Annotated in this window: 21 protein-coding genes; 6 read left to right on the top strand and 15 right to left on the bottom strand. The window is 45.6% G+C overall.

Annotated features, from left to right (window positions below):
* Positions 1-308: 308 nt before the first annotated feature.
* The 3 genes from ABIX36_RS19710 to ABIX36_RS19700 form a co-directional block, all read right to left on the bottom strand.
* Positions 309-677: an NINE protein gene (locus ABIX36_RS19710; RefSeq protein WP_348083887.1), complete on the bottom strand. Its 369-nt coding sequence runs from the start codon at positions 675-677 to the stop codon at positions 309-311.
* 259 nt (positions 678-936) lie between these two features.
* On the bottom strand, positions 937-1,257 hold the full coding sequence (locus tag ABIX36_RS19705) for a DUF2752 domain-containing protein (protein WP_348083886.1): 321 nt from the start codon (positions 1,255-1,257) through the stop codon (positions 937-939).
* Positions 1,250-1,666 (bottom strand): DUF4199 domain-containing protein, encoded by a 417-nt coding sequence (locus ABIX36_RS19700; protein WP_348083885.1) that lies wholly within the window; start codon positions 1,664-1,666, stop codon positions 1,250-1,252. Before ABIX36_RS19700 ends, ABIX36_RS19705 begins: the two co-directional genes overlap by 8 nt.
* A gap of 160 nt (positions 1,667-1,826) precedes the next feature.
* Here ABIX36_RS19700 and mfd point away from each other — a divergent pair, with 160 nt between their 5' ends.
* Positions 1,827-5,177, top strand: a complete 3,351-nt coding sequence (gene mfd, locus ABIX36_RS19695; protein WP_348083884.1) for a transcription-repair coupling factor — start codon at positions 1,827-1,829, stop codon at positions 5,175-5,177.
* A gap of 2 nt (positions 5,178-5,179) precedes the next feature.
* On the opposite strand, the gene ABIX36_RS19690 is transcribed toward mfd, so the two are convergent.
* The 5 genes from ABIX36_RS19690 to hpt form a co-directional block, all read right to left on the bottom strand.
* Entirely contained in the window at positions 5,180-6,076 is an 897-nt protein-coding gene (locus ABIX36_RS19690) for a hypothetical protein (protein ID WP_348083883.1), read from the bottom strand.
* A 122-nt stretch (positions 6,077-6,198) separates the two neighbouring features.
* The gene (locus ABIX36_RS19685) at positions 6,199-6,600 is read right to left on the bottom strand and encodes a type II toxin-antitoxin system VapC family toxin (RefSeq protein WP_348083882.1); all 402 of its coding nucleotides are present in this window, start codon (positions 6,598-6,600) and stop codon (positions 6,199-6,201) included.
* The gene (locus ABIX36_RS19680; protein ID WP_348083881.1) at positions 6,600-6,812 is read right to left on the bottom strand and encodes a DUF2281 domain-containing protein; all 213 of its coding nucleotides are present in this window, start codon (positions 6,810-6,812) and stop codon (positions 6,600-6,602) included. Before ABIX36_RS19680 ends, ABIX36_RS19685 begins: the two co-directional genes overlap by 1 nt.
* A gap of 57 nt (positions 6,813-6,869) precedes the next feature.
* A complete protein-coding gene (locus tag ABIX36_RS19675; RefSeq protein WP_348083880.1) occupies positions 6,870-7,637 on the bottom strand; it encodes a nucleotidyltransferase in 768 nt (255 codons plus the stop codon).
* A 215-nt stretch (positions 7,638-7,852) separates the two neighbouring features.
* A complete protein-coding gene (gene hpt, locus ABIX36_RS19670; RefSeq protein ID WP_348083879.1) occupies positions 7,853-8,392 on the bottom strand; it encodes a hypoxanthine phosphoribosyltransferase in 540 nt (179 codons plus the stop codon).
* A gap of 133 nt (positions 8,393-8,525) precedes the next feature.
* Between hpt and ABIX36_RS19665 the strand changes: the two genes are divergently transcribed.
* Together ABIX36_RS19665 and def are read left to right on the top strand one after the other, a co-directional pair.
* Positions 8,526-9,758, top strand: a complete 1,233-nt coding sequence (locus tag ABIX36_RS19665; protein WP_348083878.1) for a pitrilysin family protein — start codon at positions 8,526-8,528, stop codon at positions 9,756-9,758.
* An 18-nt stretch (positions 9,759-9,776) separates the two neighbouring features.
* A complete protein-coding gene (gene def / locus ABIX36_RS19660; RefSeq protein ID WP_348083877.1) occupies positions 9,777-10,349 on the top strand; it encodes a peptide deformylase in 573 nt (190 codons plus the stop codon).
* 176 nt (positions 10,350-10,525) lie between these two features.
* Here def and ABIX36_RS19655 read toward each other — a convergent pair whose 3' ends face one another.
* The 3 genes from ABIX36_RS19655 to ABIX36_RS19645 all read right to left on the bottom strand — a co-directional run bounded on the left by ABIX36_RS19655 (position 10,526) and on the right by ABIX36_RS19645 (position 12,655).
* Positions 10,526-11,149, bottom strand: a complete 624-nt coding sequence (locus tag ABIX36_RS19655; protein WP_348083876.1) for a hypothetical protein — start codon at positions 11,147-11,149, stop codon at positions 10,526-10,528.
* A gap of 111 nt (positions 11,150-11,260) precedes the next feature.
* Entirely contained in the window at positions 11,261-11,539 is a 279-nt protein-coding gene (locus ABIX36_RS19650) for a NifU family protein (protein WP_128533862.1), read from the bottom strand.
* A gap of 27 nt (positions 11,540-11,566) precedes the next feature.
* The gene (locus tag ABIX36_RS19645; RefSeq protein WP_348083875.1) at positions 11,567-12,655 is read right to left on the bottom strand and encodes an Mrp/NBP35 family ATP-binding protein; all 1,089 of its coding nucleotides are present in this window, start codon (positions 12,653-12,655) and stop codon (positions 11,567-11,569) included.
* 122 nt (positions 12,656-12,777) lie between these two features.
* On the opposite strand from ABIX36_RS19645, the gene ABIX36_RS19640 reads away from it, so the two are divergent.
* The 3 genes from ABIX36_RS19640 (at position 12,778) to ABIX36_RS19630 (ending at position 16,391) form a co-directional block, all read left to right on the top strand.
* On the top strand, positions 12,778-15,039 hold the full coding sequence (locus ABIX36_RS19640) for a biosynthetic peptidoglycan transglycosylase (protein ID WP_348083874.1): 2,262 nt from the start codon (positions 12,778-12,780) through the stop codon (positions 15,037-15,039).
* A gap of 117 nt (positions 15,040-15,156) precedes the next feature.
* Positions 15,157-15,786, top strand: coding sequence for an NAD(P)H-dependent oxidoreductase (locus ABIX36_RS19635; protein ID WP_348083873.1), 630 nt, complete (start codon positions 15,157-15,159; stop codon positions 15,784-15,786).
* A 239-nt stretch (positions 15,787-16,025) separates the two neighbouring features.
* Positions 16,026-16,391 (top strand): response regulator transcription factor, encoded by a 366-nt coding sequence (locus ABIX36_RS19630; protein WP_348083872.1) that lies wholly within the window; start codon positions 16,026-16,028, stop codon positions 16,389-16,391.
* 69 nt (positions 16,392-16,460) lie between these two features.
* Here the strand turns inward: ABIX36_RS19630 and ABIX36_RS19625 are convergent, their stop codons facing one another.
* From ABIX36_RS19625 to ABIX36_RS19610, 4 genes are all read right to left on the bottom strand, one after another.
* Entirely contained in the window at positions 16,461-18,656 is a 2,196-nt protein-coding gene (locus ABIX36_RS19625; RefSeq protein WP_348083871.1) for a M56 family metallopeptidase, read from the bottom strand.
* Positions 18,653-19,015 carry a BlaI/MecI/CopY family transcriptional regulator gene (locus ABIX36_RS19620; RefSeq protein WP_348083870.1) on the bottom strand — a complete coding sequence of 121 codons (363 nt, stop codon included), beginning with the start codon at positions 19,013-19,015 and terminating at the stop codon, positions 18,653-18,655. The genes ABIX36_RS19625 and ABIX36_RS19620 overlap by 4 nt, the downstream gene beginning before the upstream one ends.
* Before the next feature lie 544 nt (positions 19,016-19,559).
* Positions 19,560-22,295 (bottom strand): DNA ligase D, encoded by a 2,736-nt coding sequence (gene ligD / locus ABIX36_RS19615; RefSeq protein WP_348083869.1) that lies wholly within the window; start codon positions 22,293-22,295, stop codon positions 19,560-19,562.
* 11 nt (positions 22,296-22,306) lie between these two features.
* Complete coding sequence (locus ABIX36_RS19610) at positions 22,307-22,480, bottom strand: DUF3606 domain-containing protein (protein WP_348083868.1); 174 nt, start codon at positions 22,478-22,480, stop codon at positions 22,307-22,309.
* Positions 22,481-22,512: the final 32 nt, after the last annotated feature.

Below are 22,512 nucleotides of genomic sequence, written 5' to 3'. Positions count from 1 at the left end.
CCTCTCCTTTGGAGAGGATTTAGGTGAGGCCTAAAACAAACAAAGATCAAAACGCATGTAATATTTTCTTTGGTGGGCTAATCGCCGCCGGGCCTCTCTGCCCTTCCCAATGCTTACATTCGTTTTGATCTTCCAGGGCCAATCGCCCTTATTTATTTTACTATCAGGCTTTTTTAGCGCGGACAGATTTCAGGTCGCTCTTCAATAAATTCAACAATTCTTTGTCGAAACGAACGGTTAGTTTATTTGCGGTTTTGTTAAGGGTTTTCATTGTGTATGTATTTTAAGTTTGGTTGATGATGTGTTAATTATTCCTGAACGGCCATTTTGGTGATCTGGAAGCTTTCGTAAGCCATTTTTTGGTTGTACTCCGTAGCAATGTTGCGGTGGTTCACCAGATCTACAATGGTACCGATACCGCAGAAGCCGCCGGTGATCAGGAAGAATATACCCATTGTTATCTGGCCGGTAATAAACCGCTGGATACCAGCAACGCAAATAAAACCAAGCAGGGTAAAGATCAGTATCTCCTGCGGGCTGCGCCTTTTACCGGAGTAAACCATGTAAAAGTATTGCTTTTGTTTTTCGGTAAGGCCGTTTGTTGCCTGTTGCAGAGAACCCATTTCTTCGGCAGTCATGTCCGAGAATGTCATATAAGGATCTTGATACGTGTTCATTGTCTTAACTTTTAAATTGTTTGTGATGATTTATGATGTAAAACTACATCCAAACACAAAAAATGCCAATACAAAATTGGCAGTCAGTAATAAACTATCGGTAAACAAGGTGAATTTTGCGGTGAAGTGAGGATGATTGTTTCGCCGGGTTGCGGGTGTATCGGTGAGTGGGCTTTATGCCGGGCTATTTTACTCACCCCGAATGCGCTATCGCTGTTCAACCTACGTAAATTAACGATCAAGAAATAGACGCAACTGCCTAAATCCTCTCCTTCGCCTCTTCCGCTTTTATCCTGGCTAAATAATCCACCGGTCTTGCCAAAACATAGATCCGGTAAAATATGCCAAACACTACCGGTATCCCCAGCCAGTGCGCGTGAAAAGAATTGCTGATGTCGCCATGGAAAAAATAAGCGATAGAATGTCCCAGTCCGCAGCCCGGGCACCAGGTAAAGCCTATCCATTTAAACGGGCACAGGCTAAAATGCGAATGGTTTGCCGGGTTAGTAAACGCCAGGCAAACCATTGCAGTTATCCAAAATACCAGTTCGAAGTACTTATCGAAAAGCTTTCTAATCAACTTTGTTGCTCTTGGTTGTGAGCAATAAAGATACGCCAAAAGCCATAATTACACCAACCAGCAACGCGCCAAAAATACGACCGCTAAAACTTTGGAAGGTAGTGTCGTGAGAATCGGGGTTACCCCAGTTAATAAATACGATGCCTGCAAAAACTGCCAGGGCGCCGCCAACCAGCAATATTTTAAAGCTTTGTATCAGCGCCTCTAAAAAGCCCATATTGCCTTTCAGTTCGCCATCGCGGAAGTTTCTTACACCAAAGTACAAGCCAACAAGCGGTATAAGTACCGATACATATTCTATGGGTGATGCTTCGCTATCGGTAAGGTTGTAGCCGGTGGCCCGCATTACAAAAAGCCATATCAGGCTTAAAACACCTATTACTAATCCGAAAATTACTGAATTCTTCATGGTAGTATTAAAGTTTGGTATCTGGATTTAAAAAAGCTGTTGCGCCATGTAACAGCGAAATATCATTTAAAAGTAAACAATGCCCGCTTTTGTTTGCTTTAATTTTTGATAATTGTGCGGCGAAAACAAAAACGCCTTTTTTCCATATATTTGCACCGCTTTGAACATCCGCGATATATTAGAAAGATACAAGGCCGACGAACGGATAAAGGCACTGGCGCAAGCGCTTAATGCCGGTAAAAATCCAAGAGTACAGCTTAGGGGGTTAGTCGGATCGGGCGATGCGGCCATGGCGGCAGCATTGTATTTTTTGCAGCACAAGCACATGATATTTGTACTGCCCGAGCGCGAGGAAGCTGCTTATTTCCAGGCCGACCTGGAAAACCTTACCGGTAAAGAAGCCCTGCTTTTTCCCTCCTCATACCGCAAACCCTTTGAATTTACCCAGCCCGATAGCAGCAACGTTCTGGCACGTGCCGAGGTATTAAACGAGCTGAACCATGCTACCGAATACGGGCAATTGATAGTCACCTACCCCGAGGCCATCGCCGAAAAGGTGATAGACCGTGCTTCACTGGAAAAAAACACCCTGGAGATCTCGGTAAATCACAAGTTAAGCATCGAATTCATCAGCGAGTTTTTGGTGGAGTATGATTTCGACAGGGTAGACTTTGTATACGAGCCGGGCCAATTCTCGGTACGCGGCGGTATTGTAGATATCTTCTCCTTCTCGCACGATCTGCCCTACCGGGTGGAGTTCTTTGGCGATTTTATCGAGTCGATCCGTACATTCGAGATAGAGAGCCAGCTCTCTGCCGAAAAAGTAAAGAACATCACCATCGTGCCCAATGTGCAATCCAAATTCCTTACGGAGAATAACATCTCCCTGCTGGAATATGTGGATGCCGGCACGCAGGTGTGGATAAAGGATGTGCAGTTTACGCTCGATATTATCCAAACCGGGCATAAAAAGGCAACCGCCTTGTGGAAGGCTCTATCCGCAGAAGAGAAAAATCAGAACCCCGATTGGATAGACCCCAAGTTTAGCTTTACCGATGAAAAACTGATTGCCGACCAGTTGCACGATTTCCCGCTGGTAGAATTTGGCAAACAATTCTTTTACCACGATGCCGCGCAGATCAGCTTTGATATGCGGCCGCAGCCGTCATTCAACAAAGATTTTAGCCTGCTCATCCATAATTTTAAAAATAACGAGGCGGAAAAGATAGAGAGCTATATCCTCACCGATTCTTCGCGCCAGGTGGAACGTCTTTATGCCATATTGGACGACCTGGATAAAACGGTAAAATTTACCCCTTTAAGCGTATCCATCCGCGAAGGTTTTATTGATAAGGAACAAAAACTCGCCTGCTATACCGATCACCAGATCTTCGACAGGTATTATAAATATAAACTCAAAAAGGGTTACCAGCGTTCGCAGGCCATCACCCTGAAAGAACTGCGCGAGCTGAAGCCGGGCGATTTCATCACCCATATAGACCACGGCATCGGCAAATACGCCGGCCTTGAGAAAGTGGAGGTGAACGGCAAGGTACAGGAGATGATCAGGCTGGTGTATGCCGATAACGACCTGTTGTACGTAAACATCAACTCGCTGAATCGTATCAGCAAATACAGCGGCAAAGAAGGCACACAGCCCCGCATGAATAAGCTGGGAACCGACACCTGGGAGCGGTTGAAGAAGACAACAAAAAAAAAAGTTAAGGATATAGCCCGCGACCTTATTAAACTTTACGCCCTGCGTAAGGCCCAGGATGGGAACGCATTTTCGCCGGATAGCTACCTGCAAACCGAACTGGAAGCCTCCTTTTTGTATGAGGATACCCCAGACCAGGAGAAAGCCACTACCGATTTTAAAAAGGATATGGAATCGCCCCACCCGATGGACCGCCTCATTTGCGGTGACGTTGGTTTTGGCAAAACCGAGATTGCAGTACGCGCCGCGTTTAAAGCCGTTGCGGATAGCAAGCAGGTAGCCATATTGGTGCCGACCACCATTCTTGCCGCCCAGCATTATAAAACCTTTAGCGACCGCCTAAAGGGCTTCCCGGCCAATATAGATTACATCAATCGCTTTAAAACGAGTAAGCAGATCAAAGACACCCTTGCTAAATTAAAAGAAGGCAAAGTGGACATCATCATTGGCACCCACCGTTTGGTGAGCAAGGATGTGAAGTTTAAGGACCTCGGCCTGATGATCATTGATGAAGAGCAAAAGTTTGGCGTAACCGTTAAGGAAAAGCTAAAACAAATGCGCGCCAACGTAGATACGCTAACGCTTACGGCTACGCCGATACCGCGCACCTTGCATTTTTCGCTGATGGGCGCGCGCGACCTTTCCATCATCTCCACCCCGCCGCCAAACCGCCAGCCGGTAGTTACCGAGCTGCATGTGTTTAACGATAAGCTGATAAAAGAAGCCGTAGAGCACGAGATTGAGCGCGACGGGCAGGTGTTCTTTATTCACAACCGCGTAGCGGATCTGCCGCAGTTAGGCGGTATGATCCACAAGCTGGTGCCTAAAGCCCGCATCGGTATTGCCCACGGACAATTAGAAGGCGACGCGCTGGAAGATGTGATGCTGAAATTTGTGAACCACGAATACGATGTGCTGGTGGCCACTACCATCATCGAAGCCGGTTTGGATATCCCCAACGCCAATACCATCATCATCAATTACGCCCACATGTTTGGCTTAAGCGATCTGCACCAGATGCGGGGCCGCGTTGGGCGAAGCAATAAAAAGGCGTTTTGTTATTTGCTGAGTCCGCCTTTGTCTACGCTTACCAACGAGGCCCGCAAGCGCCTGAGTGCCATAGAAGAATTCAGCGACCTGGGTAGCGGCTTCAACGTTGCCATGCGCGACCTCGATATCCGCGGCAGCGGTAACCTTTTAGGTGCTGAGCAAAGCGGCTTTATTGCCGAAATTGGTTTTGAAATGTACCACAAGATATTGGACGAGGCCATACAAGAATTGAAGGAGGACGAGTTTAAAGGCGTATTCCCCGATGAAAAACCGAAGCCATTTATCACTTTCACCCAGATAGATACCGACCAGGAGATCCTTATCCCTGACGAATATGTAACCAGTATAGCCGAGCGCTATAACCTGTACACCGAACTAAGCAAGCTGGAGAACGAAACTGAGCTGGAAGCCTTTAAACAACAGCTGCATGACCGTTTTGGACCAATCCCTCTCCAGGTAAACGACCTGCTGAATTCGATGCGCCTGCAATGGTTGGGCAAAACCATCGGCTTTGAAAAGGTGTCCCTTAAAAACAACGTACTGCGCGGCTACTTTATCACCAACCAGCAGTCCGCCTATTTTGAAAGCGACGCCTTCCGCGAAGTACTCAATTTTGTACAACGTAACCCAAGGCGCACCAACCTCAAAGAGGTTAAAAACACCCTGCGTTTAAGCGTAGACCGGGTGGGGAATATTAATGAGGCACTGGAGGTTTTGGAAGAATTGCTGGTGGTTGGGGTGTAGGGTTAACTTTGTGCCGCTTGGGTGTTTGCAAAATTGTCCATACTTAGCCTATTGCCAAATGCGGTCACGGCTGAGACTATTTTTAACTTATTGAATTTTTTTACACAGTTATCTGCTTCTCGCTGCCTGAGTATTATTAGATCCGGCACATCACATTCAAACTTAGCGAAAGCACCGCCTAATTCCTTAACGATGGTATCATAGCGCACCATGCCCGACTCCTCAACTGTTTTAAAAAAAGACTTATAAACTTTCTTTATAATAACATAATCTACTTTGGGAAGCATTATAGGTATATGCTCGGGCCAAACGCATATGGTGTATAACTGCAAATCTGCGTCGCTTTGCATTACTATTATATTAGGAACAAAAATATCTTCTGTTAGCCCGGCCTCCAATTTCAACCGGTTTGTCTGAAATTGCCATACATAATTAGACTTTTCCGCGGGCATATATCTCAACTTAAGCTCCTCGAACATCTGCGCAGTAAGCTTCTTGTTTTGCTTTAGCCAGCTTGCGCAGAGAGCTCCCGGGGTTAGGTTATCAGATATTTCCGCCTCCCCGTCGGCTTGCGGATCATGGATAATTACACCCAGATCGCTTGCTAATTTCTCAACAATCGGGAAGCTTTCGATACCGAAGAAATCAGGCCTAAAAAAATTCAGGCTAAAATTGAAATTAAGATCTACGAGGCCCTCAAACCCTTCGCTTTCCTCATAATCTTCGTTGGGGTCATTCCAATCAATCAAAAAATAAACCCCAGTTTCCGGATTCGCATAATTCCATTGCCGGGCGTGGTCGCTTATATTACACGGAAGATTGTGATTTAGGTATGTTGCCACGTCCTTTTCGGTTAAAGCGCTTTCCTTCTTTTTATAAAAGTATAGGTCAAAACTCATGCTGGCGTATTAAAATATTTAGCTAAAGATATATAATAGGCTTCAAATCAAAACACCTTTGGGTTAGGTGTTGGCAATATCGATGAAGCGCAGGAAGAATTGTGGTGGTTGGGGGCGTAGGGTTACCAAACAGTTTTTACTTGGTTTTCATAAAGTTTGAATTTATCGTCCCCAGAAATAATTATCGCATTTTCCTCTATCGCGGTGGCAATTAATAACCGGTCAAATGGGTCGCGATGATTGTCGAAAAGTTCAATTTGATTATATTGGAAAATATGGTTGTTTTGAATATTGACATACGAAAACCCGTCTGCCAATGCTTGGGCGTAAACATCTTCGAGGGGCACGAGAAAAGAAAGTTTACCAATCCTTTGCTTTATCGCAAGTTCAAAAATACTGATTTGACTAAATAATATTTCGTTATCCGGGTTTTGAATTATAGCTGACGCTGCATACGGAATACGAGAACTTCCTTCCTGAAACCAAATTAAAGCATGAGTATCTAAGAGATACTTATTTGCCATTACATGTAATCTTTAAGGTCATCAAGTGGCTCATCAAAATCGTCAGGAAGAGAAACTTTGCCTTTCAATCCGCCCGGAATCCTTTTACCTTGCTTCTTCTCTATGGGCTCGGTTAAAAAAGTAACGATTACATCCGTTTTGGTATGCACTGGGGCCTCCTCGCTTAAAACGATTTGCCCTTCTTCGTAATATCCTTTAATTGCGGTTAGCATAATAATCAAATATACAAAATTGTAATTTGTTTTAATATGCTAACCACAAGCTTAAAACTACTTATCTTCCTTTGTCTTCGCCACCATTTCCGTAAAACTCCTCGCGGCATTGGTAAAATCTGATGGTACCAGCACAATGGTGGTAGTATTGTTATCGATACCAATTTCGGAGAGCATTTGCATACGGCGCAGTTCCAGGGCTATCGGACTGGCTTCCATTTGCTTGGCGCCTTGTGTAAGTTTGATGGACGCTTCCAGCTCGGCTTCAGCTTTGATGATACGGGCGCGTTTTTCGCGGATGGCTTCTGCCTCGCGGGCCATAGCGCGCTGCATCGATTCGGGGATCTCTACGTCCTTCATCTCTACCATTACAATTTTGATACCCCATGGCTCGGTAGCCGCGTCGACTATTTTTTGCATGGTAGCGTTTATCTGCTCACGTTCGCGCAGCACCTCATCTAAATGGTGCTGGCCAATAATGTTCCGTAGGGCTGTTACCGCAAACTGGTAAACAGCCATGTTGTAATTGGCCACTTTAATAATGGCATCTTCGGGGTTGATCACCTTGAACCAGAGCACGGCGTTCACCTTAATAGTTACGCTATCCTTGGTGATGGTTTCCTGCTGCTCCAGGTCGACGGTGCGGGTACGGATGTCCACGGTTATCTGTCTGTCGATAAAGGGGATAATAAAGTAAAGCCCGGGCCCGGCGGTGCGGCTGTAGCGGCCCAAACGGAAAACAATAGCGCGTTGATACTCCTGTGCAATGTGCGCACTAATTCCTATCAGCACAATGGCGATAGCTAATCCAATAAGTAAATACATGATGTTTGTTTGTTAAATTTTATCGCCTGCCTGTAGGTTCCGGGGAGGGTTTTTTGAGACGATCGGGGAAGATATCCGGTATGCGATTTGCGCGGTAAATGTAGCGTAGATTTTGATATCTGCAAAAAATATTTTAAGGCATGGTTCGGCGGCAAGATGCCGCGTAATAATCGTCACTCGCCAGGAGGCGAGCGACAGCAGGAAAATTAATTCTTTTAAGCTTTCTTCCTGTATATGCCCTTCAAATTTCTGCCCAGCTCACGGTAATCTAAACCGTAGCCTACCACAAAGTCATTCGGGATCTGGAAGGCTACATAGCGCAGTTCTTCAATACTGTATACAACGGCATCGGGTTTAAACAAAAGCGATACTACGGTGATGGAGGCAGGTTCGCGCACCATTAGTTTTTGGATAAGGTAGCGGATGGTGTTACCCGTATCGATAATGTCTTCCACCAATATCACATCCCGGCCTTTTATATCGCCCGAAAGGTCAAAATCGTCGCGGATGGTTTGCGTGCTGCTTACGCCGCCGAAATAGGAGGCCAGCTTGGTAAAGGTAACCTGGCAGGGTAGGGTTATTTCTTTCAGCAAATCGGCAAAAAACATAAAACTGCCGTTGAGTATGCCTACAAATATGGGTTCCTTATCTTCAAAATCGTTGTTTATATCCTGTGCAACTTCGGCGATGCGTTGTTGTATCTGCTCGTAGGAAATCAGCGGCTCAAACTCCAGATCGGCTATTTGTAGTTTCATCTCACTAAAATAAAATAAATATGTATACCAAGGTATAAATTTTTCGCAGGCGACAAAAATTATAACAATTGGCCTATCTGCCTAAACAAGTGGTGCCCGCACAGGTTAATATAAACACTATCTTTGCGCCTTAATGACAGACCACCAGATACATACCCTGCCCAACGGCATCCGCATATTATTTAAACATTCGCCATCGCCCATTACGCATTGCTGCTTTGTGCTCAACGCCGGTTCGCGCGATGAAACGCCAAACAAAGAAGGCCTGGCGCACTTTATAGAGCACCTGCTGTTTAAGGAAACCGAGCGCCGCAGCACCAACCAGATCCTTAACCGGCTGGAGCTGGTAGGTGCCGACCTGAACGCTTATACTACCAAAGAGTATACCTGCATCCATGCGTCGTTACTAAAACAGCATTTGGAGCGCGCGGTAGACCTTTTTGAGGATATCCTGTTTCACTCCACCTTCCCGGAGGACGAAATGGAGAAAGAGCGTGGGGTTATCCTTGACGAGATCTCCAGCTACCTGGACCAGCCCGAGGAAGCCATCCAGGATGATTTTGAGGCATTTTTGTTTAAAGGGCATACCATAGGCAACAACATATTAGGCACGCCCGAAAGCGTGGCCGCTATAAACGGGCAGGACATAAAGCAATTTATGCTGGCCAACAACAACACGCACCAGATGGTATTTGCCGTATACGGCGATTACGATTTCAAAAAACTGGTGAAGCTTTGCGAAAAGTATTTTGGGAACGTGCCCGAGAATACCAGTCAAAAACAACGCGTAGCGCCTTTGCCAATAATGGGCGGGCAATACGTTATCCAAAAACCCATCTCGCAAACGCATTGCGTGTTAGGTAGCCGGGCTTATCCATCGGCACATCAAAATAAATATGGCCTGCTTCTGCTGAACAACCTGCTTGGCGGCATGGGCATGAGCAACCGTCTTAACCTGGAGATCCGCGAGAAATACGGCATCGCTTACACTATCGAGAGCAATTACACTTCGCTTACCGATACCGGCATTTTCTCCATTTACTTTGGTACCGATGCCGAAAAGGCGGAGAAAGCCCTTAAGCTGGTGCATAAGGAACTAAAAAAGCTCCGCGATAATACCATTGGCACCATTCAGCTAAAACAGGCTAAGGAAAAATTTATAGGGCAGATAGCACTGGCCGAGGAAAGCCGCATGAGCCTCATCATCAGCATGGCCAAAAGCCTGCTCGATTTTAACCATATCGATTCGCTGGAAGACATCTTCGCTAAAATAAATGCCGTAACAGCCGAACAATTATTAGAAATAAGCAACGAAATTTTTGATAATGACGGTATGATAACCTTATTATTTGAGCCTAAACAGTAAATCCCTTATTTTTGCATAATGAAATATCCTATTGTAGCATACGGCGACCCTATTTTGAGGCGTAAGGCCCCATCCATTGAGCCGGATGAGTACCCTCATATAAAAGAACTGGTTACCAATATGTACGAAACCATGTACGCCGCGCGCGGCGTTGGACTGGCTGCCCCGCAGATAGGCATGAGCGCGCGTTTATTTGTGGTTGATCTGTCGCCCTTTGATGATGAAGAGCCGGAACTGGCCGATTTTAAAAAAGCGTTCATCAACGCGGCTATATTAGAAGAGAGCGGCACCGAATGGTCTTTTAACGAAGGTTGTTTAAGCATCCCCGATATCCGCGAGGATGTATCGCGCAAGCCGGTTATCCGCATGTCGTACTACGACCAGAACTGGAAACACCACGAAGAAACTTTTAAAGGCATGGCCGCCCGCGTGATACAGCACGAGTATGACCACATAGAAGGCAAGCTGTTTACCGACAAGCTAAGCCCCCTGCGCAAACGCATGATAGAGAAAAAGCTGAACGATATCTCTAAAGGTGCGGTTGATGTAGATTACAGAATGAAATTCCCCGACGCGAAGAAAGGCAGATAGGAAGAGAGAGTTAAGAGAAACAAGAGTCAAGAGACAAGAATTAAGAGGCGGAAACCAGTAAAGATTCCAAACCAAATTTAGTATAAAACACAAAGAGCCGCGATGTAAATATCGCGGCTCTTCTTTTTATCTTTTGTCTTGAATCTTGTCTCTTGGTTCTTCACTCTAATTAACCCTTAATTCCCCTTCTTATCCCCATCCGTAATGGATTTGATCAGGCTACCCCAGGCAAGCGGGTTGAGGAGCGGGTTGGTAATGGAGTGTGAGTTTACCAGGTTGGTATGCATTTGTGATGCATTGGCCGATTGGATCTCCTGCCCATCGCGCGGCAGCGAAGTGGTTAGCGCGGCAAGCGATGCACGGCTGATGTTCTTCCGGGCTATTTCCAGGTCGTCGTCGGCCAATTTTGCTGTTACAAAATCGCGCTTGAACTCATCCGTAGTGGCCCACGGGAATACCCGGAACACCGGCAGGTTAATGATCTGCGGTTTTATTTTTATTTGGGTGGTGTAGCTTTTGTTGGGCAGATTTGCAGGGATAACAACCGTAAGAGGGGCATAACCAACCGCTGTAAAGCTAATAGTATCCTGCTCGTGCACCACAAAGGAAAAGTAGCCGTTGTAGCTGGCTATAACCGCCGCATTGTGGTAGCTTTTATTGCTGATGCTTACATATGGCACCACCACATTGGCGCTATCGGCATTGTAAATAACGCCGGTAAACTGCACCAAAGGTTTTTCCTTTTGGGCGAATGCCGAAAGCGATACCAACAAAAACAATATGCCAATTAATTTCTTCATTTATCTTATGCGTATTTATACTACCATGCCCGTTTTATTATTGTTTTAAAAACGGGCAGGTAAAAATACATTATTCATTTAAAGCGAATTGCAATTTAACAATTCTTAACACTACCTCAAATTCTCCGGAAGCACTGCATACGGGTCGTCAATGTCTGTTAGGTTAATGGCCTCAACGCCGGTAATTTCGGGTACGGCTTTTTTAATGGCCTGCTCAATTCCTGCTTTCAGCGTCATGATGCTCATGGGGCAAGAACCGCAAGAGCCCAGCAGCTTTAACTTAACAATACCTTCAGGCGTTATTTCTTCCACAGAAACGTTACCGCCATCGGCCTCCAAATATGGGCGAATGGAATCTAACGCTGCTTCAACCTGATCAATTAAACTCATTTTTACTAATTTATATACGTAAAGTTATTAATTATTTGCAACATTCATAACATTTGCTTTTTCGGCATTTGCTATAGATACCTGCTGCGCCACCCTGCGGGCCATCTCCATAAACGCAATGCTCATGCCGCCATCTTCGTCCAACACTATTGGTTTACCCGCGTCGCCGCTGTCGCTTATCCCCTTTATTAACGGAATTTCGCCCAAAAATGGTACATCAAGCGTTTGTGCCAGCTTTTGCCCGCCGCCTTGTCCAAAAATATAGTATTTATTATCGGGCAGTTCGGCAGGGGTAAAGTAGCTCATGTTCTCTACAATACCCAGTATAGGTACGTTAATGGCATTCATCATAAACATGCCTATTCCCTTTTTGGCATCAGCCAGGGCCACATTTTGCGGCGTGGTTACAATAACCGCCCCCGTAACCGGGAAGCTTTGCGTAACCGTGATGTGGATATCGCCGGTGCCCGGTGGCAGGTCTATCACCAAATAATCCAGTTCGCCCCAGTCGGCATCGTTAAACAGCTGCTTTACCGCTGTAGATACCATTGGCCCGCGCCATGGCACAGGTTGGTTAGGGTCTGTAAAAAAACCTATGGATAAAAGCTTAATGCCGTATTTCTCTATCGGCTCTATGCGCGTTTTGCCGTTCACGTTGCTGGCCAGTGGCCTTGCGCCTTCCAGCCCGAACATGATGGGGATGGATGGGCCGTAAATATCGGCATCTATTAAACCAACCTTAGCCCCGGTTTTTGCCAAAGCCAGCGCCAGGTTTACCGATACGGTAGATTTGCCTACGCCGCCTTTACCAGATGCTACCGCAATGATATTCTTCACCCCCGGTACACCGGTGTTCTTTTGCGAGGTAACCCGCGAGGTCATGTTAATACTCACCTCAATATCCTTGCTGATGAAGTGCTTAATGGCATTGCGGCAGGCGTTCTCTATCAGTGCCTTTAAAGGGCAGGCGGGCGTAGTTAATATTACCGAAAAGCTTAATCTTTGGCCATCGATAACAATATCCTGTATCATATTTAGGGTAACCAGATCTTTTTTAAGATCGGGTTCCTCTACGTTGCTAAGGGCTTGTAATACTTGTTGCTGGGTAATTTCCATATTTATCTGGTTACAAAAATACGAAAACAGGGGGCGTGTAGCGTTTGTTAAGAAAAACAATTTGCTGTAACTAAGCGTTGCAGCGCATTATATTTAGTTTAGTTTTGAAATAAATTTCTCAAATGCGCCGTATCCACCCTAAATATATTCGTATTGCAGGTATCGTAGTTGCTGTTTTAGTAGTTCTGTTGATTATAGGCGGTATTGTTGCCTATTCCAAACGGGAAGCTATCCTGCAATCTGCTATCAGCAAAGCTAAAGTAAAAGCAAAAAGGGATTATAATTTAGATGTAAAAATAGGTTCGGCACGCTTTACCGGGCTGGCAACAGTAGCTTTTACCGACATATCGGTAGTACCCTACCAGCGCGATAGCCTGCTGTCTGTCAAAACGTTTAGTGTAAGCGTCAAGATCCTCCCCATCATTTTCGGCACGCTTAAGCTGGGCGATGTGGTACTGCAAAACGGGCACCTTAACCTGACCAGTAAAAAGGGGGTTAAAAACTTCGATTTCCTGTTTAAAAAGAAAAAGGACAGCACCCAAACCAGCCATAAATTGGATCTGGCCGATCTGACCGACAACCTCATTAACGAGGTGCTTTATAAGATCCCGGATAACCTTTCGCTCAATAACTTTTTGATATCGGGAGCAGACGATAGTACGCGAATTACAATGCTGGCCAAATCGGCTATTATTAACGATGGCAAGCTTACTTCCACCATTTTGGTAAATGATGGACTGGCTGCTTCTACCTGGCATTTTGATGGTAAAATGCATCCCTCAGACAAGGATATCGATATCCGCCTGTATGCCGATGGCAAAAAGGTAGAGTTGCCTATCATTGAGAAGAAATTTAAGGTAAAATTGAATTTTGATACGCTGACCACCAAGCTTACCAAAGTAAAAAGCAGTGATGGCGAAACCCAGATCTTCACCTATTGCGCGGTGCGTAATTTATTAGTGAACCATGCAGGCCTTTCCACAAAAGATATTGTTGTGCCGAACGGATCGATAGATGCCAATTTTTTTGTTGGATCTAACTACGTATCGCTCGACAGTTCCTCGATTATCCATTTAAAAAAGATCACTGCTAACCCATTCCTCAAGTATACACTCAACCCGGTTAAGATCTACGAGATGAAGATCCGCACCGGCTGGATAAACGCGCAGGACCTTTTTGATTCGTTCCCTACCGGGATGTTCGAATCGCTGGAGGGCATGCAGGTTGCCGGGAAGCTGAACTATAACCTCAACTTTTTTATGAACTCCGCCCATGTAGACGACCTGGTGTTCGATTCGTGGCTGAATAACCAGGGCTTCCGCATTGTTAAATTTGGTAAAACCGATTTCAATAAGCTGAACAAAACATTTGTTTACACACCATACGAAAACGGCAAACCGATGTCGCCGCATACCATTGGCCCCGAAAACCCGGAGTTTACGCGTCTTGAAGACATCTCGCCGGATCTGCGCAACGCGGTGATGACTGCCGAAGATCCATCCTTTTACCGTAACAAGGGGTTTGTGGATGAATCTATCCGTAAATCTTTAGCTACCGATTTTAAAACCAAAAAATTCACCCGCGGCGGCAGTACCATATCCATGCAGCTGATCAAGAACGCTTTTTTGGTGCGCAGTAAAACCCTCGCGCGTAAAATTGAAGAGATCCTGATCGTGTGGACCATTGAAAACACCCGCCTGATGAGCAAGAACCGTATGCTGGAGGTGTATTTTAACATTATAGAGTGGGGCCGCAACATTTACGGTATCGGCGAAGCCTCGCGTTACTATTTCGGCAAATCGCCTTCGGAACTTACGCTTGGCGAAAGTATTTTCCTGGCCAGTATAGTGCCCCGCCCTAAAGCCGGCTTATACTCTTTCCAACCCGACGGAACCCTGCGGCCCGGGTTGCACGGCTACTTTAACCTTATTGGGCGACTGATGGCTGGCAAGGGCCTCACACAGCGGGACACCAATGCATACGGCTTTTACAGTGTACGACTGAGGGAAGGCCTGCGCAGGCAAATGGCACCAATAGATACCGCCGTTGTTGATAGCCTGATGCAGCAGGGCGGCGAAAATACCGGCGTAGGCGTAGAAGCCCCGGTATATGAAGAGCCCAAACGACCAAACTTTTTCCAGCGGCTATTGGGTAAAAAGGATACCAGCCAGGCAGCCAAGGTGGAGGAGAAGATAAAAGAAACTAACGAGATGATCAAAACCCGCATCAAACAAGAAATTGAAGCGATGAAAACGGATTATAAATTGAAAATTGACAATGTGGATACAGCCGGGCGTACCAAAAAAGAGGTGAAAGAAGAAAAGAAGCGGTTGAAGCAGGAAATGAAGGATAAAGAAAAAGATATGAAAAGCCGGTTACCATAGGCTACAGTTTGTCACACCAAAATACAATTATCTACCGAATTAATAGCCTTTACTAAAGCATGACTTTAATATTTGTTCAAACATGCATGTTTGAACAAATATTAAAAATAGCACCTCATGTCAATAGTAGATAAATTAAAATGGCGCTACGCCACCAAAAAATTCGATACCAATAAAAAGCTTTCGGCACCACAATTAGATCAACTGCTGGACGCTATCCAACTATCCCCATCCTCACACGGTTTACAGCATTACAAAGTGCTTGTGATAGAAAACCCCGGGGTACGTGCCAAACTGCGCGAAGCCGCTTATGGCCAGCCGCAGATCACCGATGCATCGCAACTGATCGTATTTGCCGCAGAAACCAATATGGACGAAGTTTATGGCAAAAACTTTATCAGCCTTATTGCCGAAACACGTAGTGTAGCCCGCGAAACCCTTGGCGGTTTAGAAGGTATGGTGCTTGGTGCCATTGCCAGCCGCACGCCGGAGCAGCGCGTACTGTGGGCGCAAAAGCAGGCTTACATTGCCCTGGGCGTTTTGGTAGCCGCCGCTGCCGCCCTCGGTATTGATGCCGGGCCGATGGAAGGCTTTGATCCTGCAAAATTTGACGAGATCCTTGGCCTGAAAGAAAAAGGTTTGACGGCAACCGTTATCGCCGCTGTAGGTTTCCGTGCCGATGACGACCACTTTAGCAAACTGGTAAAAGTTCGCCGTCCGAAAAACGAATTGTTTATCCATATCTAATTTCCGTCCGAAACTTAGATAAGATCCGGCCTTCATTGAGGCTTTCCTTCCGGGGATAAAAAGGCGCGAAAAAAGCCTGTTTTTATCCCTCTTTTTTGCAAAAAAGCGGAAATTTTGCGCGTGATTTTTAGCCTCCTGAAAGGGTTGAAAACACACCCTGTTTTTACTGTCGCAAAAAGAATTTTCACAAAAATTAATTAGCGGCATGGGCTTTGTATAACTACTTGAAATACATAGCCATGAACAAGAAAATATTGATAGTAGACGACAATGAACTGATAACCGAGGTGATGAGCTACATATTGACCAATAATGGCTATGACGTAACCACGCTGAACACCGGCGACGGTGTGGTAGCCCAAATAAAACAAACCCATCCCGACCTGGTGATTATGGATATATCATTGCCCGGGGTAGATGGCAGGGATATTTGCCGCATCATCAAACATAATAAAGCCACTAAAAATCTGCCGGTTATCATTTGTTCCGGCAATGATGATATCGAATCGGCCCTAAAACAGGATGGCGCGCCAAATGATGTACTGGCTAAACCCTTTGATATGACCGTGTTACTCGACAAAGTAGAATACCAACTGGCAGCGTAATTATACATTGCATCCTTATAAACAAGAAGAGCCCCGGTTTGCCGGGGCTCTTCTTGTTATATTTCATAGTTAAAACGCCGCCTTCAGCGTGATGTATTTATTAATATCATCAGATTTAAAACCTTTCTCTTTCATTTGGGTGACGTATTCTGGGGTTACCCCCATCGCTTTCAGCGAACTGGCCTGCTCCAGCGATACATTGTAACCAATAGCCTTAAAGCCTTTTAGAAACTCCGGCGTAATGCCCAGTGCTTTTAGCCCGCTTGCGTTTTCAATGCTAATATCCTGGTAGCCGGCATTTTTAAAGCCGTTCAAAAACTCGGGGGTAATGCCTAATGCTTTTAAAGATGAAGCCTGGCCAACAGACAATTGTTTATAACCCGCAGCTTTAAAACTGCTCATAAACTCGGGGGTAATGCCCAATGCTTTAAGTGATACCAGGTTTTCGGCCGAGATTTGGTTGTAACCGGCAGCTTTAAACCCATGAATATAGGCTGCGTCTACCCCAACAGCTTTCATGCTGGTGAGTTTGCCTGCGGAGATATTGGTATAGCCTTCTTTTTTAAGGGCGTTGATATAGTTATCATCTACATTAAGCGCCTTAAAGGCAACCATATCATCATCAGATACATCCTTTTTAACAACACCTGGTTTGCCGTTGGCTGCCTTAAATTTGCTAATGTATTTACCATCAATACCCTGGGCCTTAAAGCTTATGAGTTTATCCCAGCTTACTTTAGGGTATCCCGCTTTATGGATGTCGCTGATGAATGCGCCATTGATGCCCAAAGCCTTGCCGGAAATCAACTCCTGTAATTTAATATTAGGGTAACCATTTTGCTTTATCGATTTGATGTACGACTCATCAACCCCAAGTGCCGCGCAAGCTATAACATCGTCTTTCGACGAGGTTTTGTACCCATTGTTTTTCAGCATAGCTATAAAGCTCTTTTTAATGTTGAGAAAGAAAAACGCCATCTCGTCGTCGCTGCTGATGCCGGTTACGCCTTCGCTGCGTAAGTAGCTGTTGAATGCCGCATCCGGCGTAAATTTATATTTGCCTGATCCTTTTGTACCATCGAACCTGCCGGTGAATTGCATAGTGCCTGCTTCTCTTGTCAACTTAAACGCACCCTCCTGCCCCATCGGTAAAGCCGTAAATTCGCTCACCAGGAAATCAGAATTACTCATGTGGTTTTTGTCTTCGTCGCCTTCGTACAGTTTAAGGTCGAGTTTGTTGCCTTTTATGGTCGCTTTCCAATTACCTTCGTTACGGGTCGCGTCCGTTACATTGGGTTTAACTACTGTGCTAACTGTCTTTATTATGCTGGAAGCAGCAGGCTCGTTTAAGGCACACACCAAAAATGCCATCATGGGCACCAGGAAAAGGTATTTCCAGGCGGTATGTATGTTTGATTTTTTTGCGTTCATCATAACTATTCGTTTTTTTAAGAGTGATTGATTATAGTTGGTTGTTATTCTCAGGGATAAATTGGGGACGGATACTTTCAATAAATTCATCTGGTAATCGGCACGTTCTACTGTTGCGTCGTGCAGCACTTCATTATCAGCCAGGTATTCTAAATTGCTTTCTACTTCTTTGCGGTATAACCAGGCAAAGGGGTTAAACCATTGGAATGCCAGCATCAGTTCTGCTATCAGCAGATCGAGGCTGTGGCCCTGCCGAATGTGGATTTTCTCGTGCAGCAGGATCTGGTTAAAGGTATCCGGCTCGTATTTGGTTGGGTTAATGAAAATACTGTTGCCAAAACTGCATGGCGCTTTATCATCATCCAGCTCCACAATGCGGAATTGCCCATCAATAATAACCGGCTTGCGGTAAGCCTGGAAAAGCAGTACACATACCTGCAGCAGCAAATTCCCGCCGAAAGCCACCACGCCAAACCAATACAGGTAAAACGCCCATTTTATGATGCGTGTTAACAAGGGTACCTGCGGCTCAGCAACACGCGTAACCTTGGCGGCAGGTTCTGCTTGTTGTTTCGGACTATAGCTTTCTGCCGGGGTAACCTGCGGCAGGTGAATAGCCACAACAGGGATGCTTTCTGCGGCAACCGGCTGGGGGCTTTCTCTTAGCGCCCATTGCTGCGGTACGTGTATCAACGGCAGCAGAAAAGCCATGGCCAGGCAGCCCAGAAGGATAGCGCGGTTGAGGCGGTAATAGGTTTCCTTTTGCAGCAGCAGTTTGTAAAACAACAGGCAAATGGCCAGCAGCAGGGCCACGTGTAATATGTATGGTATCATTTCTTGTTGGATTTGATAAGGGTTAATATTTCTTCCAGTTCGGTTTCCGAAATTTTTTCTTCTTTGGCAAAGAAGGCCAGCATGCTGGGGTACGAGTTATTGAAGTATTGGCTCACAATATCTTTCATGGCGTGCTTTTGGTATTCCTCGCGTGTAATCTTTGGATAATAGTTGTAAATGTTGCCAACCGTCTCATGGTCCAAAAAGCCCTTCTCCTCCAATATCTTCACCATAGTGGCCACCGAGTTATAGTGAGGCTTCGGATCAGGCAATTCGGGTATAATTTCTTTGATGTATGATTTTCCGAGGCTCCAGAAAGCCTGCATTATTTGTTCTTCGCGCTTAGCCAGTTTTTGCATAATTCTCTAATTATAACGCAAGCTACTACTAATGAATTAGGATTGCAACTAATAGATTAGGATTTGGTGAAATAAATTACAATAAATTGATTATTAATGAGATAATTTTATACGCACCGGTTTAGATTGTGCAACCTTGTAAAAGAAACAAGAGATTGCTTCGTTCTTTGGCACCCCCAACTCCACCTCGCGTCATTGCTGCGAGATTGCTTCGTTCCTCGCAATGCCGCGCGGTAAAACTTTCGCTTATACGGTCCCGCAGGAGCTATTTAAAAAAGTCTCCTGCGAGGACTAAAATTGGTTAAACTGCGGGAATGAATAATCCGTTCAAGAAATGGGTGTTCCAAAAAAGCATTTCACCTTGTTTAAAATCGAATTTCCATTTTTAATTAACGCCTTGATAACAAGATATATACAGGCGTTACTTAACGTACAGGGGTGTTCCAAAGTGTTTCATGAAAAACCGTAAAGCGCTGATAATCAACATTGTTTTAACAATAAGTGTTCCACTTTCAAAAGTGGAACACTATTCGCGTTATTTATCTTATGGCTGGAAAATACTCCGGGCTTTCTTAATGGTTTTTTCTAAGTCTATCCCCTCGCCTAAAACGCCTTTAAACAGGTCGCCTTCTTTTTTTAAGCGGGCAATGGAGTTATGGATGGTGAAGTGTTTCATGGTGAGGCCGGGTTTCACCTCGTCCCAATGCAGCGGCATAGATACTGTTGCGCCGGGTTTCGGTCTCAGCGAATACGGACCGGCAATGGTTGCACCGGGGCGGTTTTGCAGAAAATCGAGGTACATTTTGTCGTGGCGGTTTTTTATCATCCGCTCCAGCGAGGTATAATCCGGAATTTGCTTGTGTACGATGTTTACGATTAGCCTTGCAAACATCTGCGATTGGTCGTAATCGTATTTCGCTTCCAGTGGGATATAGATATGCATCCCGGTAGAACCGGATGTTTTACAATACGATGGTACGTCGATAGCATCCAGCACGTTTTTCACTTCAAGGGCCGCTTCAATTACCTGGTCGAAAGTATTTTTATCTGGGTCCAGGTCGATAACGCAGTAGTCCGGGTTATCCGGCGATTGTACGCGACTGAACCATGGGTTCATTTCTATACATCCCAACGACGCCATCCAAAGCAGGGTAGCTTCATCATGCCCCACCAAATAATCCTTATCCTCGCCATCGCTGGTGGTATAGGGGAAGGTCTTTACCCAATCGGGCGATTTGCCTCTTACATCCTTCTGGTAAAAGCTTGGCCCATGGATCCCGCCCGGGAAACGGTTAAGCGACTGCGGACGATCCTTTAAATAAGGCAGAATATATTCGGCAACCTGGTAGTAGTAGTTGAACATATCCCTTTTGGTGATGCCGTCTTCGGGCCAGTAAACTTTGCTCAGGTTGGTGAATTTCAGGTCGTGCCCGCAGATTTTTTTCACCTGGGTTTCTTCCTTGGGGTTGAGCAGGGTGCGTTTGGTGCTTTCCTTTGGCGCCTTTACCAGATCGTGCTTTTCGGCTTTCGTTTCTTTTTGGGGGTTTACATCTTCTTCAATTACCTCGTCGGTGTGCACCTCGGTTTCCCTTACCACATCCTTCGCCTTTTTATCATCGCGCATTCCCTGGAATGAGGGGTGCCGGAAAACGCCATCGCTGGTTACTTCGGCAAAACTTACCTCGCAAACCAACTCTGGTTTTAGCCAGGTGGCTTTCGCCTTCGGCGGGTTTGGGCGAAACCGCGAAGGCTTGTTTACATCGGGTTCGCTCTCAAATGGTGTTTTCTCTATAATTAATGGCTTAAATTGCGCCATCATTTCCTTTTGCAGCTTATCCGAAAAGCCGGTACCCACCTTGCCTACATATTGAAAACGACCATTCTCATATACCCCCAGTAACAAGGAACTGAATTGCTTTGCTGTTCCCTCGTTTTTGGTGAAGCCGCCAATAACAACTTCTTGCCGTTTATTTATTTTAACCTTTAGCCAATCTTTAGACCTATTATCTGCCAAATAAGGGCTATTTGCTTTTTTGGCCATAATGCCTTCCAGTCCTGCTTTTTCAGCCGCGGCAAAAAATTCCAGTCCGTTAGCGGTAAAAACCTGGCTCAGGCGGATGCGGTCATCATCCGTTGGCAGTACTTCTTTTAATATGGCCTGTCGCTGGATAAGCGGCAGGTCCATCAGATTTCTGCCCTCATACCAAAGCAGGTCGAAAACGTAAAGCATCAGTTCGCCATCGGCCTCGCTGCGCCAGTTTTGCAGGGCACCAAAATTTGACACGCCTTTATCGTTAGATACCAAGATCTCGCCATCTATTACGGCATTTATCTTCCAGCTTTCCAGCAGCTGTGTAATGGGGTAATATTTTTCGTTGAATGACTTGTTGTTTCGCGAGAGCAGTTGCACCTCGCCTTTGTTGATGAACGCAAGCGTGCGGTAACCATCCCATTTTATTTCGTAAACCCAGTCCTTGTCGTCGAAGGGTTTATCCACCAGGGCTGCCAGCATAGGCTTCATTCCGGTGGGGATTTTTGCTTTGGGTGCTTTTTTCAGGATGGCTTCAACATCTACGGTTTCAGTCGGCGCAGATTCCTCTACAGCGTCTTCAAATTGATCGGTTTGGAGTTTTTTTTTAATCTCTTTTTGGGGCTTTTCTTCCTCTACATCTTCCTCGTGCCCGTGCTGCCAAACCTTTTCGCCGGTTTTTTCCATGCTTTCGATGGTTTTCCCGGAAAGTACCGACTTGTCTTTTTTGGTGATATCCTTGTCCGAAGCAAAATCATCTTTATGCTTGATCAGCAGCCAGCCGTTCTCGCCCATACCATGGGTTTTCACCAGGGCGTACTCCCCTTCCAGCTTCTCGCCGTGGAGCTTTATTTTTAAGGATCCTTCTTTAAGCTGTTTCAGCAGATGTTTTTCCTGGGCCTTTTTACCTTCTATTTCTTCAATAGGCTCGTAGGTACCTTCATCCCAAACAATAACGGTTCCGCCGCCATACTCCCCTTTGGGGATGAGACCCTCGAACAAGCGGTAGTCGTACGGGTGGTCTTCCACCATCATGGCCAGCCGCTTGTTTTTAGGATCTGTTGATGGGCCTTTTGGTACTGCCCAGCTTTTTAGCACCCCCTCCATCTCCAGCCTGAAATCGTAATGCAGGCGGGAGGCGTCGTGCTTCTGGATCACAAACCGCAGTTTATCCTTATCCTTGCTTTTACCGGCTTTGGGTTCCGCCGTTTTGGTAAAGTCCCGCTTCTCTGCATATTTCTCCAGGCTCATGGTATGGGCGTTTATTTGTTAAGGTATGCTTTCACTTTTTCTACCGATGTACCTGCTTGTTTTACAGCTTCGCGCAGTTCATCCCGGCTTACACCAAATTTTTCGCTCCAGTATTGTAGTTCGTAATCTTCGTTTACGTTGATGAGGTTCCTGTCCGGCGCACCTACCTGTTGTTTATTATCCATGGCTTTAATATTTTGTTTATGAATAATTAACA

The sequence above is a fragment of the Mucilaginibacter sp. genome (assembly GCF_039925265.1).
Classification (GTDB): Bacteria; Bacteroidota; Bacteroidia; order Sphingobacteriales; family Sphingobacteriaceae; genus Mucilaginibacter.
The sequence above is the reverse complement of the archived record's forward strand: the minus strand, read 5'-3'. Positions and strand labels throughout refer to the sequence as shown.

Coding starts and splice junctions, on each gene's coding strand:
- ABIX36_RS19680 (WP_348083881.1), bottom strand. CDS start 6,812: ATGCTAACCGCAATTAAAGGATATTACGAAGAAGGGCAAATCGTTTTA.
- ABIX36_RS19635 (WP_348083873.1), top strand. CDS start 15,157: ATGTCAATAGTAGATAAATTAAAATGGCGCTACGCCACCAAAAAATTC.
- ABIX36_RS19710 (WP_348083887.1), bottom strand. CDS start 677: ATGAACACGTATCAAGATCCTTATATGACATTCTCGGACATGACTGCC.
- ABIX36_RS19625 (WP_348083871.1), bottom strand. CDS start 18,656: ATGATACCATACATATTACACGTGGCCCTGCTGCTGGCCATTTGCCTG.
- ABIX36_RS19685 (WP_348083882.1), bottom strand. CDS start 6,600: ATGGCAAATAAGTATCTCTTAGATACTCATGCTTTAATTTGGTTTCAG.
- ABIX36_RS19690 (WP_348083883.1), bottom strand. CDS start 6,076: ATGAGTTTTGACCTATACTTTTATAAAAAGAAGGAAAGCGCTTTAACC.
- ABIX36_RS19630 (WP_348083872.1), top strand. CDS start 16,026: ATGAACAAGAAAATATTGATAGTAGACGACAATGAACTGATAACCGAG.
- ABIX36_RS19665 (WP_348083878.1), top strand. CDS start 8,526: ATGACAGACCACCAGATACATACCCTGCCCAACGGCATCCGCATATTA.
- def (WP_348083877.1), top strand. CDS start 9,777: ATGAAATATCCTATTGTAGCATACGGCGACCCTATTTTGAGGCGTAAG.
- ABIX36_RS19650 (WP_128533862.1), bottom strand. CDS start 11,539: ATGAGTTTAATTGATCAGGTTGAAGCAGCGTTAGATTCCATTCGCCCA.
- ABIX36_RS19700 (WP_348083885.1), bottom strand. CDS start 1,666: ATGAAGAATTCAGTAATTTTCGGATTAGTAATAGGTGTTTTAAGCCTG.
- ABIX36_RS19640 (WP_348083874.1), top strand. CDS start 12,778: ATGCGCCGTATCCACCCTAAATATATTCGTATTGCAGGTATCGTAGTT.
- ABIX36_RS19675 (WP_348083880.1), bottom strand. CDS start 7,637: ATGTATTTACTTATTGGATTAGCTATCGCCATTGTGCTGATAGGAATT.
- ABIX36_RS19610 (WP_348083868.1), bottom strand. CDS start 22,480: ATGGATAATAAACAACAGGTAGGTGCGCCGGACAGGAACCTCATCAAC.
- ABIX36_RS19655 (WP_348083876.1), bottom strand. CDS start 11,149: ATGAAGAAATTAATTGGCATATTGTTTTTGTTGGTATCGCTTTCGGCA.
- hpt (WP_348083879.1), bottom strand. CDS start 8,392: ATGAAACTACAAATAGCCGATCTGGAGTTTGAGCCGCTGATTTCCTAC.
- ABIX36_RS19620 (WP_348083870.1), bottom strand. CDS start 19,015: ATGCAAAAACTGGCTAAGCGCGAAGAACAAATAATGCAGGCTTTCTGG.
- ligD (WP_348083869.1), bottom strand. CDS start 22,295: ATGAGCCTGGAGAAATATGCAGAGAAGCGGGACTTTACCAAAACGGCG.
- ABIX36_RS19645 (WP_348083875.1), bottom strand. CDS start 12,655: ATGGAAATTACCCAGCAACAAGTATTACAAGCCCTTAGCAACGTAGAG.